14 protein-coding genes are annotated in these 17,631 nt (G+C 43.5%); 5 read left to right on the top strand and 9 right to left on the bottom strand.

The window, feature by feature from the left end; genetic code table 11:
* Positions 1–94: 94 nt before the first annotated feature.
* The 4 genes from V7L29_RS05645 to V7L29_RS05630 form a co-directional block, all read right to left on the bottom strand.
* Entirely contained in the window at positions 95–1,303 is a 1,209-nt protein-coding gene (locus V7L29_RS05645) for a 4-hydroxy-3-methylbut-2-enyl diphosphate reductase (RefSeq protein ID WP_334692586.1), read from the bottom strand.
* A 118-nt stretch (positions 1,304–1,421) separates the two neighbouring features.
* The gene (locus V7L29_RS05640; protein ID WP_334734812.1) at positions 1,422–2,255 is read right to left on the bottom strand and encodes an SGNH/GDSL hydrolase family protein; all 834 of its coding nucleotides are present in this window, start codon (positions 2,253–2,255) and stop codon (positions 1,422–1,424) included.
* Between the two features lie 153 nt (positions 2,256–2,408).
* Positions 2,409–3,836: an ammonium transporter gene (locus tag V7L29_RS05635; RefSeq protein ID WP_442944142.1), complete on the bottom strand. Its 1,428-nt coding sequence runs from the start codon at positions 3,834–3,836 to the stop codon at positions 2,409–2,411.
* Positions 3,837–4,345: 509 nt separating this feature from the next.
* Positions 4,346–4,669: a YnfA family protein gene (locus tag V7L29_RS05630; RefSeq protein ID WP_334692583.1), complete on the bottom strand. Its 324-nt coding sequence runs from the start codon at positions 4,667–4,669 to the stop codon at positions 4,346–4,348.
* A 316-nt stretch (positions 4,670–4,985) separates the two neighbouring features.
* Here V7L29_RS05630 and V7L29_RS05625 point away from each other — a divergent pair, with 316 nt between their 5' ends.
* The 4 genes from V7L29_RS05625 (at position 4,986) to V7L29_RS05610 (ending at position 12,430) form a co-directional block, all read left to right on the top strand.
* A complete protein-coding gene (locus V7L29_RS05625) occupies positions 4,986–9,668 on the top strand; it encodes a GAF domain-containing protein (RefSeq protein ID WP_334734810.1) in 4,683 nt (1,560 codons plus the stop codon).
* A gap of 207 nt (positions 9,669–9,875) precedes the next feature.
* The gene (locus V7L29_RS05620) at positions 9,876–10,301 is read left to right on the top strand and encodes a DUF4363 family protein (RefSeq protein ID WP_334692581.1); all 426 of its coding nucleotides are present in this window, start codon (positions 9,876–9,878) and stop codon (positions 10,299–10,301) included.
* 129 nt (positions 10,302–10,430) lie between these two features.
* Positions 10,431–10,712: a peptidase gene (locus V7L29_RS05615; RefSeq protein ID WP_334692580.1), complete on the top strand. Its 282-nt coding sequence runs from the start codon at positions 10,431–10,433 to the stop codon at positions 10,710–10,712.
* A 737-nt stretch (positions 10,713–11,449) separates the two neighbouring features.
* Positions 11,450–12,430: an RNA polymerase sigma factor, RpoD/SigA family gene (locus tag V7L29_RS05610; protein ID WP_334692579.1), complete on the top strand. Its 981-nt coding sequence runs from the start codon at positions 11,450–11,452 to the stop codon at positions 12,428–12,430.
* A 341-nt stretch (positions 12,431–12,771) separates the two neighbouring features.
* Here V7L29_RS05610 and V7L29_RS05605 read toward each other — a convergent pair whose 3' ends face one another.
* A complete protein-coding gene (locus tag V7L29_RS05605) occupies positions 12,772–13,431 on the bottom strand; it encodes a ThiF family adenylyltransferase (protein ID WP_334734809.1) in 660 nt (219 codons plus the stop codon).
* Positions 13,432–13,436: 5 nt separating this feature from the next.
* A complete protein-coding gene (locus V7L29_RS05600) occupies positions 13,437–14,270 on the bottom strand; it encodes a hypothetical protein (RefSeq protein WP_334734808.1) in 834 nt (277 codons plus the stop codon).
* A gap of 413 nt (positions 14,271–14,683) precedes the next feature.
* On the opposite strand from V7L29_RS05600, the gene V7L29_RS05595 reads away from it, so the two are divergent.
* Positions 14,684–14,881, top strand: coding sequence for a hypothetical protein (locus V7L29_RS05595; protein WP_334734807.1), 198 nt, complete (start codon positions 14,684–14,686; stop codon positions 14,879–14,881).
* A gap of 32 nt (positions 14,882–14,913) precedes the next feature.
* Here V7L29_RS05595 and V7L29_RS35420 read toward each other — a convergent pair whose 3' ends face one another.
* From V7L29_RS35420 to V7L29_RS05585, 3 genes are all read right to left on the bottom strand, one after another.
* Positions 14,914–15,249: an HNH endonuclease gene (locus V7L29_RS35420; RefSeq protein WP_442944138.1), complete on the bottom strand. Its 336-nt coding sequence runs from the start codon at positions 15,247–15,249 to the stop codon at positions 14,914–14,916.
* Between the two features lie 108 nt (positions 15,250–15,357).
* Complete coding sequence (locus V7L29_RS05590) at positions 15,358–15,594, bottom strand: hypothetical protein (RefSeq protein WP_334734806.1); 237 nt, start codon at positions 15,592–15,594, stop codon at positions 15,358–15,360.
* A 58-nt stretch (positions 15,595–15,652) separates the two neighbouring features.
* Positions 15,653–17,320: a flavin-containing monooxygenase gene (locus V7L29_RS05585; protein WP_334734805.1), complete on the bottom strand. Its 1,668-nt coding sequence runs from the start codon at positions 17,318–17,320 to the stop codon at positions 15,653–15,655.
* Positions 17,321–17,631 lie beyond the last annotated feature (311 nt).

Raw genomic sequence — 17,631 nt, 5'->3', positions numbered from 1 at the left:
TAAACATACTTAGATCCCGGACTTATTTGAGAAGTCGGGGATCTATCTCCTGAGTATTTTATGTTTAATTAGGTTGCTATACACCCCCTAAAATTTAAACTATTGCTGCTGTTGCCTTGACTGCAAAAATTTTCTTAATCACATCTTCTACCACCTTATCTGGCGTGGAAGCACCAGAAGTAATTCCGACAACAATTTCTCCATCTGGCAACCAGTTTTTTGTAGTTATTAACTGCCCATTTAATTGCCGATGTTCAATGGAATATCCTGATTTCAGGCGTTCAACAGTATCAATATGATAAGAAGGAATTCCCCGCTCAAAAGCAATTTGTTGTAATTGAGTAGTATTCGAGGAATTAAACCCACCAATTACTACCATCAAATCTAAATTATGTTCTACTAGCTCTAACATTGCATCTTGCCGTTCTTGGGTAGCGTCACAGATGGTATTGAAGCTTTGGAAATGCTGATTTAACTCAGTGGGGCCATATTTTTGCAACATAGTCCGCTCAAAAAGCTTGCCAATTTGCTCAGTTTCGCCTTTAAGCATCGTAGTTTGGTTGGCAATGCCAACTCTTTCTAAATCCTGATCGGGATCAAATCCTGCTGAACAAGCTTTAGCAAATTTTGTTAGAAATTCTTCCTGGTTCCCACCATTGATAATATAATCAGCAACATATTGTGCTTCTGACAAATTCAACACAATTAAATACTTACCAGCAAAAGAACTAGTAGCAACTGTTTCTTCGTGCTTATATTTACCGTGAATAATGGAAGTATAATCGACTTTTTTGTGCTTTTCTACTGTATTCCAAACTTTAGATACCCAAGGACAAGTTGTATCAACAATTTTGCAGCCTTTATCGTGAAGTATCTGCATTTCTTGAATGCTAGCGCCAAAAGCGGGTAATATGACTACATCACCAGTGCCAACAACAGAAAAGTCTTTATTTTTTCCTTCAATAGGGATGAATTCTACTTCCATCTCCTGCATCCGCTGATTTACAGAAGGGTTGTGAATAATCTCGTTAGTAATCCAAATGTGTTCTGTGGGGAAGTGCTGACGAGTTTCGTAGGCCATTGCCACAGCCCGTTCTACACCCCAGCAAAAGCCAAAGGCTTGTGCTAGTCGGATCGTCACATCACCTCGTTGTAGGGTGTAATTGCGATCGCGAATTTCCTGAATCAAGTTACTCTGATACTCAGACTGTAATTGGGTAGCAACTTCTGCTTGATGACCAAAGCCCTTGCGATTGTAATTTTCGGAATGTTGGAGCGTGCGCTTAAAAGCTTTTGTATCCATTAGATTTGTCTACTTAAACCACTATTTTTTATTTTCTCGCGCCAAGACGCGATTTATACAAAGTTGTCTTCAAAGATATTACTTCTTTTTGTCCTTTACCCTTTTTCCTCAAAAGACGTTAACGCTGGGGTTTTAATTCGATTTCGCTATAAATCTGCAATGCAGAACGCCAAACTATATAGCCTTCAGGACTTAAGTGTAAGCCATCAGTAGTAAATTCGCGGCGGAGATTACCTTGCTTGTTGGTAAACAGGGGATATAAATCGAGATATTTGACACCTTTTTTAATAGATATGCTTTGCAGTTGCTGATTAAACTCGCGAATGCGACTATTGCCAACAGCCAGAAGTTTATCTCGTCCTTTCCAGGTTGCTTGCTCTGCCCCATGTGGCAAAATCGATTGGACAACAATTTGTGCTTTGGGATGCGCCTTTCGTAGGTAACTGATAATTTGCCGCTGATTATCTAAAATTACCCCGTCGCTCATCCCCTCAATTAGGTCATTAATACCAATCATGACAAAAATCACCTCTGGCTGGGTGCGGTCAAATATCTTCAATCTTTTCAAGAGTCCATTACTGGTTTCGCCAGAAATTCCTTGATTGAGCCAATTTTTATCTTCAGGTAATAACTCAGGGGGAAACCACAAACTCAGAGAATCTCCCGCCAGGATGCTTAAATGCCGAGTCCGTTGGTCAGCGGCTACCTTGGCTTCTTGCTTGAGGATGTCTACCCACTGTTGGTAAGTGAGTTGGTGACGGCGACCTAAATCAGGTGTAACAATTTGGCGATCGCTGTTCAGATTGATTGGCTCTGGGGATGTTATTATCCCAAAAAAAGCGGCCAATCTCTGCTGTTGCCAAATTAGCAGAATGACCGCCAACATTAGGATGCCGTTGGTTAACAGCGAGAAAAATGCCCAGATAGGAAAGGTTTTAAAAGAAGTAGACACGACTAGCGAAATTTACCCGTTATTTGAATCAAATTTTAACGCTAGCGATCGCAAATTACCCAATCTTAAACTGGGGAGTAGGGGAAAGCAGGGGAAGTACGGGAAGCAAACAGAAAGTTCTTCCCTCTTAACTCCTAACTCAGCACTCAGCACTCAATGCTCAGTACTACTGAATGGGTTTCTCGTCTGAATGGGACTATCGCCAAACTCGGAGTTGTAACCTTCTTCACCGTGTTCGTTGATATCCAAACCTTGCAATTCAGCTTCCTCTTTGACTCGCAGCCCGACTGTGACATCGATAATCTTGAGAATAATCCACGTACCAACACCTGCGATCACATAGGCAACGGCAATTGCTGCTAGTTCAACTCCCAATTCACCTAAATTACCACGCAGCACTCCGTCTTTACCTCCTCCGTTGACTTGAGTAGTAGCAAAGATGGCGGTTAAAATTGCCCCCACTGTACCACCAACACCATGCACAGGATAGGTATCTAAGGCATCGTCAATTTGTAGCTTGTGCTTGAAACTCACAGCATAGAAGCAAACAAAGGCGGTGACGAAACCAACTAAAATCGCTGATAGCGGTGTAACAAATCCAGCGGCAGGAGTGATGCCCACCAAACCAGCAACGGCTCCTGTAGCTGCTCCCACTGCGGTTGGTTTACTCCGTAAAACCGCTTCCAAAATTAGCCACATTAAAGCTGCCGCTGCCGCCGCTGTATTGGTGGCAACAAAGGCTGTTGTTGCTAAATTTGTGACTACATTACCAGAAGTTCCACTAGCAGCAGATAAGGCACTCCCAGCGTTGAAACCGAACCAGCCGAACCACAGCAAGGCAGCACCCAGCAAAATGAAAGGAACATTGTGCGGCGGGCTGAGACGATCAGGATGGGTTTTCCGAGGCCCAAGGACGATCGCAGCTACCAGGGCTGAAACGCCAGAACTAATATGAACTACTGTGCCGCCTGCAAAGTCGAGAGCACCCAAACCACCGTACAAACCTAAAAATCCACCTTTCGCCCATACCATGTGGGCGAGGGGAGCGTAAACAAAGGTTGACCATAGTAGGACAAACAGCGAATAGGCACGGAAACTCATCCGCTCAACGATCGCTCCAGAAATTAAGGCTGGGGTAATAATCGCAAACATTGCTTGGTAGATCATGAATGCCTGGTGGGGTATTGTTCCGGCATAGGAGACGACTTCCGCCGGGTTTGACCCTTCGAGATAATTGGTTATCTCTAACCCGACACCATTCAACCCCAACCATTGCAATCCACCAATGAACGGTAAACCTGGCGCAAAGGCAAGACTATAGCCCCACAGAATCCAGGTAACTCCCACGATCGCCATCAACACAAAGCTCATCATCAATGTGTTTAGGATGTTGCGCGATCGCACAAATCCACCATAGAAAAACGCCAATCCTGGTGTCATTAATAGCACCAGTGCTGCTGAAACCAGCATAAATGCCGTATCTCCAGTATCAGCAGTAGGCACAGTAGCGGCTGGTGTTTGGGCAAAAGCATTGCCCATCAGCGGTACTCCCAAAATCAGTAGGGTGATAACCCCAATCATTACAACTTTCTTCAACACTTGTTTTTCTTCCTAAGCACCAATTATTTGTATACTTAACTACATTTGATTACTTTTAGTTAGACATTTTTGTCTTGAAAGATACTTAACCTTAATTTTCATGAAATGTTAACAAAAAAAATATAATCCTGATTGTAGTTGCCAAGATTTAAATAAGGGTGTATTCATGCAATCATTGCATCTTTTTTTTGAAGAATAACATTTTATTCAACCGCTACAAAATTCTAAATTTTTAGTTACCTACTGTTACAAACCAAGATACTTGCGAAAATTGACAACTATTTTAAATACTTACCAGTATTATCAAAGAATTTGTATAAATATATTATGAGTTTTCTTTATATCTCACGCATAAACACGCAGATATCAGTATGGCTGCTTTTCACCCATGTAGTTGCTAAAAAACCTTTGTGATTTTGCCTTGAGGTTATTATCTCTTTAAAAGTAGAGATTATAAAACTTATTTGTCAAAAATAATATAGAGATTTTACTTAAGTTCTGGGTGCAAACATGATAATTAAAACACTGACTAAAGCTAAAAATACTCCCATTAGGTCGTAGCGGTCTGGAGTTACCCCGTCTACCTTCCAACCCCAAAGCATTGCCATTGTGATAAACACGCCACCGTAAGCCGCATATACTCTGCCAAAATTTGCCGATTGGAGAGTTGCAATAACTCCATAGAAAGCTAAAGCAATTCCACCCAATATACCCCACCAGAACGGCTTACCTTCGCGTAACCACAACCAGACTAAGTAGCCGCCCCCAATTTCAAATAAACCAGCCCAGAAAAAATACAGCAGGGATTTAATCATTTGACGATTCTTTAATAAGGTCGAACTCAGTGAAATTACGCTAACGCTTTTAACCAAACTATTGTCATTAATTGAAGTAAGTTTATTGAACTAGGCATTGGAGATTGGGCATTGGGCATGGGGCATTGGGGATTGGGGATTGGGGATTGGGGATTAGGGATTGGGGATTGGGGATGGAGCATTGGGCATGGAGCATTGGTTATTTCCTTCCCCCCTGCTCTCCTCTGCCTCTCCTGCCTCCCTTGCCTCCCCTGCCCCCCTCCCCCCTGCTCCCCTACTTCTTCCCCAGTTCCCAGAATGTAGATAAGGCTCAAGGATGAAAGCACCATTACCTGATAACGAAGCAAAGAGAATCGAGACGCTTTTGGAGTATAAGATTCTCGACACGCCATCTGAAGCCGCTTTTGACGACCTCACCCGTTTAGCCTCGTATATTTGTCAGGCTCCTATTGCCTTAATTAGTTTAATTGATACAAACCGTCAGTGGTTCAAGTCAAAAGTCGGTGTGGATGCCCTAGAAACACATCGAGATTTGGCATTCTGTGCCCATGCTATTCTACAGCCTGATGTTTTGGTTGTGCCTGATGCAACAGATGACGAAAGGTTCGCCGTAAACCCACTGGTCACTTCTGACCCAAATATTCGGTTTTATGCTGGTGTACCTCTGATTAATCCTGAGGGATATGCGCTAGGAACTCTATGTGTGATTGACTACGTACCACGAGAACTTACTCCAGATCAGATAGAGGCATTACGAACCTTAGGTCGTCAAGTGATCAAGCAACTGGAATTGCGTCGAAATTTAGCAAGTTTGGTACTTGTGACCAACAAAGACAAACAGGCACAGAGGGTACGCAAGCAATTTTTCAAAAAGATTGTGGCAGGTTTTGGTTTAGCGTCGGCAATTTTAGTTTTGATTGGTGTGGTTTCCGATCAAAATACAAGAGTATCTATTAATAATTCGATTTTAGTAAAAAATACTTATAAAAAAATCAACAGTCTAGAAGAACTACAGTCTCAGATAAAGGATGCGGAGACTGGACAACGTAGTTACATCCTCACTGGAAAACAAATTTATCTCAAACCTTATCAAGCAGCACTTGCTAACGTCGATCAAGAAATTGCCAATCTGAAGAATTTAACAGCAGATCAACCGAACCAACAAAAGCAGATTGCAACCCTTGAATCTCTGATAACGGCTAAACTTACTGAACTAAAACTGACTATCGACTTGCGCCAGAACAAGGGATTAGAGGCGGCGTTGCAAGTACTACTGAAAAATCACGAACAAAATCTCATAGATGATATCCGCAAAATGATCAATGAGATGGAGAACGAGCAAAGGGGGCGACTCCAGCAGCAATCACAAGTAAAAAAAGCCAGGAGTCGCAACACAATTTTGACACTTGCGATCGCCATCAGCCTAAGTTTTATCGTTCTTGCCGTAGTTTACTACTTCATCTATCGTGAGGTCAGTGAGCGCAAAAGGACAGAAGAAGCCTTAAATCAAGAACGTAACTTTATCTCAACAGTCCTTGATACCGTCGGTGCGTTGGTAATAGTTGTTGACACACAAGGGCAAATCGTTCGTTTCAATCAAGCTTGTGAGCAAACAACAGGTTACTCTTTCGATGAGGTGAGGGGTAGGTATTTCTGGAACTTGTTCCTACTTCCTGAAGAGGTGGAGTCAGTCAAAGCAGTTTTTGAGCAATTGCTAACTGGTAAAGGCTTCCTGGAGTACGAAAACTATTGGGTAATGAAGGATGGCAGTCGGCGACTTATTGCCTGGTCGAATACCTTCTTAAAAGACTACGAAGGTTCAGTGAAATACATTGTTAGCACTGGCATTGACATCACCGATGGCAAACGAACACAACAGCATTTAACTGCACAATATGCTGCAACCCTCGTTTTAGCAGAGTCCGCCACGACACACGAAGCTACTCGCCAAATCCTGCAAGGGATCTGTGAGAGTTTGGGATGGGATTTGGGTGAAATTTGGATGGTAGATCAGCAAGCAAATGTGCTGCGTTTTCTCGATATGTGGCATAAAGCATCCCTTGAGGTGCAAGAGTTTGAGGCACTGAATCGGCAAACCACGTTTACACCAGGAATTGGGCTACCTGGTCGGGTTTGGGCTAGTTCTGAACCTGTTTGGATCGCTGATGTCGTTAAAGAACTCAGTTTCTCCCGCTTCAAGATTAACGCTCAAGTAGAATTACACGCAGCTTTTGGTTTTCCGATCCGCAGTGGTCACAAAATCCTCGGTGTCATTACCTGCTTCAACCGTGAAATCCAGCCGCCTGACCAAGATTTGGCAAAAACGATGAATTCAATTGGCGAGCAAGTGGGGCAGTTTATTGAGCGTAAACAGGCTGAAGAAGAAATACAACGCCAAAACTTGCGATCGCAACTATTTACCGAAATCACTCTGAAGATTCGCCAGTCTTTGCAAATCGAAGAAATTCTCCAAATCACTGTCGAGGAGGTGCAAAAGATTCTCCAGACTGACCGAGTTTTGATCTATCAGCTTTTGCCAGATGAGTCTGCACCCACTGTTATTGAAGCAGTAGTTTCTGGCTTACCACCAATCAAAGAGCAAAATATCGCCGTCCCCTACTTTCAAACCGAATATCTACAACAGTACTATCTACAGCAGTACCGTCAAGGACATATTTTCGGGCTGGCTAACTTCGAGCTACCGGAAGTTGAACAAAGCCATCTGGAATTAATGCAACAGTTTGGGGTCAAAGTCAATTTGGTTGTGCCCATTCTTGTCAAAGAAGAACTTCGCGGTTTGCTCATAGTTCATCAGTGTGACGATTCCCACCACTGGTCTAGCTTTGAAACTGATCTTTTGCGGCAAATAGCCGACCAAGTAGGTATTGCCTTAGCCCAAGCCCAACTATTAGCAGCAGAAACTCGTCAGCGACAAGAACTTGAAATTGCCCGTCGCCAAGCCGAATTAGCTTCTCAGACTAAAAGTGCCTTTTTGGCAAGTATAAGTCATGAAATTCGTACTCCGATGAACGCTGTATTGGGAATGACCAGTTTGGTGTTAGATACTCCCTTAGACCCAGAACAGCGAGATTTTATTGAAATAATTCGTAGTAGTGGAGACGCCCTTTTAAGTTTAATCAACGAGATTTTGGATCTTTCCAAACTTGAAGCTGGAGAGATGGCTCTCGAAACTCTAGATTTTGACCTATCCACTTGTATTGAAGAAGTGGTGGAATTATTGGCTCCCTCAGCCCATAACAAGGGATTAGAAATTGCCGCACTGATTGACCACAACCTCCCCACCCACCTCAAAGGAGATGCTGGTAGGCTGCGGCAAATTCTCATGAACCTAATCAGCAACGCTATCAAGTTCACCAGCACTGGCGAAGTATTAGTGCAAGCCCAATTGCGTTCGCCCTCGGCGTTGGCAGAGCCATCGCTTTCCTCCACTACAGCCACCATCCATTTTGCGATCACCGATACGGGTCTTGGCATTAGCCCTGAAGACCAACGCAAACTCTTTACGCCATTTACCCAAGTGGATGCTTCTACCACTCGCAAGTATGGTGGTACCGGTTTGGGATTAGCCATCTGTAAACAACTGGTCACCTTGATGGGAGGAGTGATTGGAGTAGAAAGTCAGATGGAGAAAGGATCTGAGTTTTGGTTTGAGGTGCTTTTTCTCAAGCAAGTTGAGCCTGTTTTGCCAAAATGCGAACACGGACTTTTGAACAATCGCCGCTTGTTAATCGTGGATAACAACGCTACTAATTGCAAAATTATCTACCATCAAGCTACTAATTGGGGAATGCAGGTAGATCAAGCTGACAGTGTTGCTGCTGCACTCATTGCTATTAAGTCAGCTTGTGAGCAGGGGAAATCCTATGATGTCGCCTTAGTTGATATGCAAATACTTCAAACAAATGGCATGACAATAAAAGAACAAATTAAAGCCAATTCTGCAATTGCTGAGATACCTTTGATTATGCTCACCTCTACTAATCAACTGGATGAAGTGCAGCAAGCGCTCAAAATCGGATTTGCTGCTTATTTGGTCAAACCCGTTAAGTCATCACGACTCCTCGATACCATCATGACTATTTTAAAAACTCAGCCTGAATCAGAACAAGGAGCTAGAGGCTGGAGGCCAGAGGCTACTGAAGAAATTCAAAGTACAAAAACTTCAGGCATTCTTACTTCCTCTTCCCCTAACCCCTCTACTAAATCCAAGTTAAGAATTCTGCTAGCTGAAGATAATTTGGTGAATCAGAAAGTAGCCTTGAAGCAACTCCAGAGTTTGGGTTACAAAGCCGATGTCGTTGCTAATGGAAAGGAAGTTTTGCAGTTATTAGAAAAAATTCCTTACGATTTGATTCTAATGGATTGCCAAATGCCAATTCTCGACGGTTTGGAAACTACAAAAGAAATTCATCGTTGGCAAGAAGACGCCTTTGCCCTGCGTCGTCCTGTGGTGATTGCGATGACGGCTAATGCGATGAAAGAAGATGAACAAATGTGTATAAATGCAGGAATGGACGACTATCTAAGTAAGCCAGTGTTTAAAGAAAAATTGGCTATGACTCTAGAGCATTGGACAGGCGTGATCCTCTCAAAACAACAGGCAGTTGTGTATGAGCAGACAGTTTCCATCGACCGAGCAATTGATTGGGAACACTTGCATGAGATATCCGGAAATGACGCAGAATTTGAATTAAATCTATTGCAAATATGCGTTGAAGATATTAAACCCCGTTTAGAGATAATTAAAGCAGCGATCGCATCTCATGACTTTGGACAAATAGCACAAGAAGCTCATCACCTTAAAGATGTTAGTGCCAATATTGGAGCCACAGCTATCTACCTAGCAGCTGACAAACTGGAAAAATTGGCTTACCATCAAGACCTTAGAGATACTACTAGCTTAATTTTAGAGTTAAAAGAATTTGTTAATTGCATTCAAGACTTTTTAATCAGAAATACAGTAACGAATTACACCTAATTATCAATCAAAAATGAGCGTACATAAACCCGCAATGTAAGATGCAAAGACAGCCTTGATCAGGCGTATTCATATAAATACGTATAGAATATCACAGCATTTGCCTGAACGAAAACCTGCATAAAAAGCAACTTTAGACGACAGGTTTGCTGATATAGTAGCTGATACCGTCGGTACTTGGCAATTTATGATTATTCAAGAGGTATTATGAAACGCTTAATCTACATCATCCCCGTTACTGCAATTGGCTTACTGACATTGGTAGGATGCAACAGCGCTCAACAATCTACTACCCAGACTCCTGCTACCACTGAAACTACTGGGGCTACAGCAGTATCCAAAACAACTGGTGCTACACAGGGAGGTTTTAATACTTTGATCAGTGTAGTTTCAAATACAAAAACTGCGGTGTCAGCCGGAAACTTTGACAAAGCTCAACAGGAATTTGATAAGTTTGAAAACTCTTGGTCTAAGGTTGAGGATGGTGTCAAAACTAAATCTTCAAAAGCCTATAATGTAATTGAAGATGCTGCGACCCAGGTGAAGGGGGCGCTGAAAGCAAAAGATAAAGCGAAAGCTCTTAAGGGGTTACAAACACTTGACACAAATATCGCCACTGTTTCTAAAGGGTAGGGAAAACTAGCATCCAGCAGTAGTCAAAAGACAGTAAAAAAAACAAGCTTTATATCTGGCTTTGAGACAAATACTTCTGTACCTCATCAAGTTGCAAACTGTGATAGTTTACACTGGAGATTTTGGCTAATGCGTTCATTTCGCAAGTACCACCGGACTCTGGCGATTATTTTGGCTTTACCACTTGCTGTAACATTGTTAACTGGTATGGCAGCTACATTCGTAGGTGAGTGGTCAGCTAACCTCGGAGTTGGGCGTAGTTTACTGCTTTCGATTCATCGTGGTGAAATCTTTGGTTTACAGGGAATCTACCCGATTTTGAACGGACTAGGACTATTGGGGTTGTTGGTTACTGGATTAAGTATGACTAGTTTGTTTGCTAGGAAAAGGTCAAAATCCGAGAAGGATTAGAAAAGGTATAACTTTATTCAAGAGCGATCGCAGTCTTTTAAGATATAAAGACAAGTAGGTTCCGGTGTGATCGTGAAAGTGTAATCAAGGCATAACCCATTGTCTCCAGTGCTGCAAAACCCATTGCAGAAGCAGTTTCCAGAAGTATTCTTACTCCTTACAAACGGAGACGACTTTTTAAATAGAATCCCAAGGGAAAATCAACATCTCCATGCCAAAATATACAGAGAGTGATTTTCTTTGCTTAGATTCCTATAACACGACTTGACTTAGGATAAAACTGTAAAGAGACAGAAGAAAGGAAAAAGTACTTTCATGCGTCATAGTCTATATCACGTCTGGCTACTTACAGCAGAATTATCAAGTAAAACAGGCTTTATGCCTGATTCTGAGACTTAGGTTGTGTACTTCACCAAATTGAAATCCGCTGGAATTTGGACAGACATAACTTTTTCAATTCTTTGACAAGCTCCTGTAACATCAAGCTCTTAACTTAAAAATATTAGTTTTGGCGAAACAACTATCTGTGACAACAACCATAAAAATCTTGACAAATTCTTGACTTTATCTTTTAAAATCAAGCTATAAACTGATTCCAGTCACGATTAACGTCAGCACCTTAATCATCAAAATTAAGAATCGCATTCTAATTTAGTTTTTGAATTTCACACTAATTTTCTTGGAGTGAAATCTATTTCCCTCTAAACCAACAAGTATCTCTGAAGGTTTAAATAACTATGAATAATCTATCTAACCAGTTTCTAGAAGTAAGTAATAAGAATGAAAAACCTTCATATACTGCTGATACAGTGCGTGTTTATCTTTGCGAAATTGGACGTATACCTTTATTAACTCATGAGCAAGAGATTAATTTCGCCAAGCAAGTTCAACAAATGATGGCTTTACTGGCTGCGAAAGAAAAATTAGCTATTCAATTAAAACGTCAACCGACACAACAAGAGTGGATTGAAAATATAAATATCGGTGAAAAATCACTGCTGCAACAGCTACATCAGGGACATCAAGCCAAGCAGAAAATGATTCAGTCTAACCTGCGACTTGTAGTGTCTATTGCGAAAAAATATCAAAGACATAACCTAGATTTTCTCGACTTAATTCAAGAAGGAAGTTTAGGTTTAGAGCGAGGAGTTGAGAAATTTGACCCTACTAAAGGGTATAAGTTTTCAACTTATGGCTATTGGTGGATTCGTCAAGCAATTACACGAGCGATCGCTGAAAAAGGACATACTATCCGCTTGCCTATTCATATTACAGAAAAACTGAACAAAATCAAGCGTACTCAACGTGAACTAACTCAAAAATTAGGTCGTACTCCTACCGCAGTTGATATTGGCGAACAACTATCTTTAGATCCTAAACAAATTCGAGATTATTTACTCTTAGCACGTAAAACTGTCTCTCTAGAATTGCGAGTTGGCTTAGAAAAAGATACAGAATTACAAGATATGTTGGAGGATGATGGACTCTCTCCAGAATTATATGCTGATCAAAAGTTTCTCCAACAAAATATTCAAATTTTATTATCAAATTTAACTCCCCAGCAACGAGAAATATTAACTTTACGTTTTGGTTTAACAGATGGAAATGAACTTTCTTTAGTGGAGATTGGTCAACGTATGGGTATTAGTCGAGAACGAGTACGACAGATAGAGCAACAAGCTTTGGGTACTCTACGAAGATATAAGGATAAGATATAGGAATCCGATTTGATTTCTGAAAATATACTGAGACTGAAAAGTCTGTTTTATCAGGGTTTTATCTGAAATCTTGTTCAAAAATCAGATATGAGTCCTATAGACAACTATCTAGCTAGTTAATTCATAATACTCGACAAAGGCGAGAAGCAAGCTACGTAATGACGCTCTCTACCAGACGCACAAGGGACGCGGACTCGCTAACGTAATTAAGTTTTGTAACGGGAATTTACACCCCGCCACAAAATTTGCCGCTTGTTAGTTGCTCTTTACTAAAACCATCAGAATTTACCAAATTCTGATCGGCGATGTCTACGACAAGCCGCTAAGAGCGTCTACACAACCTACAAAAACAAAGATTGAACAGTCAGATCCTTTAGGGTAATGGTGAAGTTACGCTGTTCTGCTGTGGCAATGAATGAAATGATCGCTTCACACGCCACAGCCACGGTTAACATCACTAGGTTTCGTGCTAGGGGATAATCACAGACATCATCATTAACCTCGGAAGGAACGCGATAAACGTCATTCCAAATCACTTCTGCATAATCTGCTGATAGTCCAGCATGAAGACAAGGGATGCTTAATTGTTCAGCATAATCTTTCACTGCTTGACGTGCCACACTATTGTCAAAGACATCGATAATTAGCTGGCTATCTTTGAGTAATTGAGTTGTATTTGCTGGTGTCAACTCCTTTGTTTTGGCATCAACTTTAGTACCAATTGCTCGGTATAAATTGTTTGCCAAAATTTTCGCCTTGAACGCTCCAACATCGGAACGGTAGTAAGGCTGAGTCGAAAGATTACGCTCTTCAATGCGATGGCTACGCCCGCCGCAGGCATCGCGATCAATCACTGTAAGTTTATCAAAACCAGACCGAGCTAAGTTTTCCGTAATGTTAGCTCCTAATGCTCCAGCGCCACAAATTGTTACCGGATAATCCTTAAGCTTTGCCATCACAGCATTGGTGCGGTAAAGTTGTTCGTGAAAAAAGATGCTCATTGTCCTCACCACTCTTGTTGTTCCATCACACCCACTAAGGATTGCAAATCAAAATCGCGATCGCGTCCACTCAGGCAAATACCAGAACTAACAACAGTCAAATCAGTTTTAGCGATCGCACTACTATGGCGAACACCATCAGCAGTTGTCCAATCGACTGTCCAGTAATCGCTGCGATCATGGAATTGAGTTAAGGTACCGCCGCCCATTTGCAAAGCCTTTCTCAGTCGCTTTTCATCCTGTTGGGGTTGAGTAAATCCCTCAATCCGCCGAGTTGTTAATTCATACACTGTGCGAATTTCTGGAGTAATGCCCTTAAACTGTAATTCTTCAGCTGGAATGAGTTGCTTGAGGGCAGATTGCAGAGTTTCAGCAATTACCGGATCGGTACGGCGATCTACTTCCTCGAACCAGCATGACTGTCCATTCCATCGGGCAATGATTTGCTCAAAGGCGATACCTTCGGTAACTAAGTGGACTGCGATCGGTTTCACCATCTTCAACCGTTGACGTACATCTGCTTCATTCACGGGGTACGCTAACCAAGTTTGTCCTCGCAGTTGGTGTGCTAACCGCAGCCGTATTTGAGGAAAGTTTTGCAGGTATTCCGCAATTTGGGGCAAGTCTGCTTCTTCTACAACCGTTGCTGTCTTCTCATCCACAGCCTCAAAGATGCCCCAACCTTCAAATTTACTAGGCTTTGGCGTGAAGGTGTAGACCATCCCGGCTACCCGTGTGCGAACTCGTCCACCTTTAACACAAGGCGCAAGGAATAGGGTAGCAGACAACTGTGCTTCTGCGATCGCAATTTGGTTGATTAGCTTAAATATATTAGTCATAGCTAATACTCATTTTCAATAGAATGCTATAGATGCAATTCCAGAAACGGAAATGAAATCTAATTTTCTTAATTACTAATTACGTAGCTTGCTTCTCGGCGGAGGCGAGTATTAGGAATTAATATAATTCTGCGTGCAAGTTGGTGGAGCATTGCGTGTTCTCAGTTACTAGAGGGACTCCATTGGTGAGTTTTTACACACTCTTTCAAGGATGGCTACTTTTAAGCCCACCTCCCAAGTTCTTCGCACTCCCCGTTCACACACGCCCACTGCATTTGGCAGTGTTACCGTTCCTCTCGTACTAGTATGTAGGCTCCACGAGTTGGGACACGCAGGATATTCTTATAATACAATATACTACAAGAAATTGCTACTTTCCGGATTATTAAGACAAGAAGTAAAGCTAGATGAAGATGATTGAATTATCTACAGCGTCAGCGATCGCTGATTTGCATCTGCTATATGTAAGGGCGATGGTACGGAAGCATCCTTCATCTGGGCGATCGCACTCGGTATGCATGACTAAATATAACTATTGCACTGTAACTAATCGCCACAAAATAGTTTGGTCGGGTAAGAGTGGATTACATTGCTGTACCACTCTCCCCTAAGAACCCTGCATGACTATTACTAATCACGAGGCTCAAGCCATACTTCCAGCCTTGAGCTTAGGTTTAGAGTGTACCTGTTTATGACACGCTGAGTGTAAGTGGATTAAATTTTCGATGTCGTCCGAGCCACCATGTTTCACAGGCACTATATGGTGAGTCTCAATTTCTTCCCCGTTTAAAAGGTGTTCTCCGCATACAGGACATTTCCAGTTTTGTTGTATGGCTAGGTTGTAGTGTTTGAAACCTTTTGCCCATCTCGTTCTGCCCTGTTTAGTCTGTCGGATTGACCAGTATTCTCTTAATTCTGCGTCAAAGGGACTCGCGTCACTTTTAACCTTTGTATGGCGAATGATTGGCGTGGTAGCCACGTTATACAGTTCGAGACACTTTTTATTTCCCTTCCTGTCTTTTGTCTACAGCAGAATGTCCAATCTACTCCTTTTATGCTTCGGAAGTATTTGTTTTTGACCCAGCTCTCAGCAGCGGATGGAACTAAGTACAGTTTTGCATAAAAGCGTAGCGTTTTTAATACAGGGGAACGCATTGGCATTGTGAGCCGACGCATTGGGATTGTAAGCCGACGTATTGGCATTATGAGCCGACGCATTGGGATTGTAAGCCGACGTATTGGCATTGTAAGCCGACGCATTGGGATTGTAAGCCGACGCATTGGGATTGTAAGCCGACGTATTGGCATTGCTGGGTATTGCCAAAATTAATCGCTACGAATTAATGAAATGCTGTACTAAGTATGAACTCTACGAAGAGAATTTACTGTCTGAGTATCGTATTCGCTTCACCGTCATTGCCCCGAATCAATACGAAGCCTTCATAGCCTTTTGCCGCAACATCGTCGCATTTCTGCACGTATGGGGGGAAGCCGAGGTAGGGCATGAACACGCGCGACTTGCCAGGGATGTTCGCCCCCAAGTACCACGAGTTGCACGTAGGAAACAGCGTGGCACCCGCCACTTCGTTGACGTGCTCGACCCAGGCATCTTGCGCCGCGAGCGTCGGCTCGATACACGCAAAGCCGTGGTCGCGAACGTAGAGAACGCAGTCAGCGATCCATTCAACGTGCTGCTCGATGGACGGAATCATATTCGTCAGCACGGAAGGACTGCCGGGGCCAGTAATAGTGAACAGGTTTGGGAAGCCGACCGTCGCAACCCCGAGATAGGTGCGTGGACCCTCGGCCCACGCCTCCTTGAGCGATCGCCCGCCTTTGCCGCGAATATCAATTTTTAGCAATGAGCCCGTCATCGCGTCATACCCGGTGGCGAACACGATGGCATCGATCTCGTATTCTTTGCCCATTACTGTGAGGCCCTGCTCGGTGATCTCCTCGATGGGCGAGCTGCTCACGTCGACCAAGGTAACGTTTGACCGATTGAACGTCTGGTAGTACGATGTATCGACACACAAGCGCTTGCAGCCGACGACGGTGCGAGGCAACAGCTTCTCGGCAATGGCCGGATCGTGTACAGCCTCGCGGATTTTCTCATGAATAAACTCTGCTGCCGTATCATTGGCTTCCTTGCTGAACAACAAGTCGGCAAACGCCCCGAGGAATGACAACCCGCCATGCGCCCATCGCTCCTCGTATTCGCGCTGCCGCTCTTCCGGCGGCGTCGCTAACGCTGAGACCTCGTTGTGAGGAATGTTGATGCCGGAAGGCAGCTGCTTGTTATGTGTTCTGAAATTGGTGTAGTTGGCTTTGACTTCTCGCTGCACCTCTGGGTCCAGCGGGCCGTTGTGTGTGGGAATAGTATAGGTCGGGGTGCGCTGGAACACGAAGAGGTGGGATGCCTGCTGCGCGATCAGGGGAATACACTGAATGGCCGACGATCCCGTGCCGATCACCCCGACCCGCTTGCCGGTGAAGTCGACTCCCTCATGCGGCCAGTTGCCAGTGTGATATGACGACCCTGCGAAGTGCTCGCGCCCCTTGAAGTTCGGAGTATTCATGGACGAGAGGCATCCCGTCGCCATCACGCAGAATTGTGCCGACACCCGGTCCCCCGCGCTCGTCTCAATGATCCAGCGCCCTGCCGTCTCATTGAAGGTGGCGGCCAGCACGCGCGTGTTAAGTTGGATATCACGCCGGAGATCGAAGCGATCCGCAACGTGATTGAGATATCGCAGAATCTCTGGTTGCGAGGCGTACCGCTGCGTCCACACCCACTCTTGTTGCAGCTCATCGGAGAACTGGTAGGAATACTCCATGCTCTCAATGTCGCACTGTGCCCCCGGATAGCAATTCCAAAACCACGTACCGCCGACGCCGCTGCCCGCCTCGAACACGCAAGCAGAGAACCCAAGCCCGTGCATACGGTGAAGCATGTAGAGTCCGGCGAACCCGGCACCGACAATTACTGCATCGAAATCAACGCCCGGCTCCTGGTTGGTTTCCATAGAGTTCAGTTTTACCTCAGCCATATCTCAGCCTCCTCGAGGTCGTAATTTAAACTGATAGGGGCTTCGCTCATCTGTTTTTGACCGTACGCCAAATCATTGGACTGATGTCCAGGATAAAAATATGAAGCTGATAGATTAGAAGTTGATCAGAATCTGACATTGGGTCATTTTACCGTATTCCCAGTCCCATCTCCTCCGAAAAAAATTGCTCTCCTGAATTTTCTTACTTTTGGAAGTATTGCCTCTTCTAGGTGCGATCGCGCAAGAAGGGTGAACAGCAATGGTTCCTATAGTGTATATAGCTTTGAAGCCAGTAAGAACTACCATTAGAA

This window comes from Nostoc sp., assembly GCF_036916575.1.
In the GTDB taxonomy this organism is placed as follows: domain Bacteria; phylum Cyanobacteriota; class Cyanobacteriia; order Cyanobacteriales; family Nostocaceae; genus Nostoc.
Note: the sequence above shows the minus strand (reverse complement) of the source record. Positions and strands in the feature narration are given on the sequence as shown.

Coding starts and splice junctions, on each gene's coding strand:
- V7L29_RS05635 (WP_442944142.1), bottom strand. CDS start 3,836: ATGATTGGGGTTATCACCCTACTGATTTTGGGAGTACCGCTGATGGGC.
- V7L29_RS05625 (WP_334734810.1), top strand. CDS start 4,986: ATGAAAGCACCATTACCTGATAACGAAGCAAAGAGAATCGAGACGCTT.
- V7L29_RS05585 (WP_334734805.1), bottom strand. CDS start 17,320: ATGGCTGAGGTAAAACTGAACTCTATGGAAACCAACCAGGAGCCGGGC.
- V7L29_RS05615 (WP_334692580.1), top strand. CDS start 10,431: ATGCGTTCATTTCGCAAGTACCACCGGACTCTGGCGATTATTTTGGCT.
- V7L29_RS05605 (WP_334734809.1), bottom strand. CDS start 13,431: ATGAGCATCTTTTTTCACGAACAACTTTACCGCACCAATGCTGTGATG.
- V7L29_RS05610 (WP_334692579.1), top strand. CDS start 11,450: ATGAATAATCTATCTAACCAGTTTCTAGAAGTAAGTAATAAGAATGAA.
- V7L29_RS05620 (WP_334692581.1), top strand. CDS start 9,876: ATGAAACGCTTAATCTACATCATCCCCGTTACTGCAATTGGCTTACTG.
- V7L29_RS05645 (WP_334692586.1), bottom strand. CDS start 1,303: ATGGATACAAAAGCTTTTAAGCGCACGCTCCAACATTCCGAAAATTAC.
- V7L29_RS05630 (WP_334692583.1), bottom strand. CDS start 4,669: ATGATTAAATCCCTGCTGTATTTTTTCTGGGCTGGTTTATTTGAAATT.
- V7L29_RS05595 (WP_334734807.1), top strand. CDS start 14,684: ATGATTGAATTATCTACAGCGTCAGCGATCGCTGATTTGCATCTGCTA.
- V7L29_RS05600 (WP_334734808.1), bottom strand. CDS start 14,270: ATGACTAATATATTTAAGCTAATCAACCAAATTGCGATCGCAGAAGCA.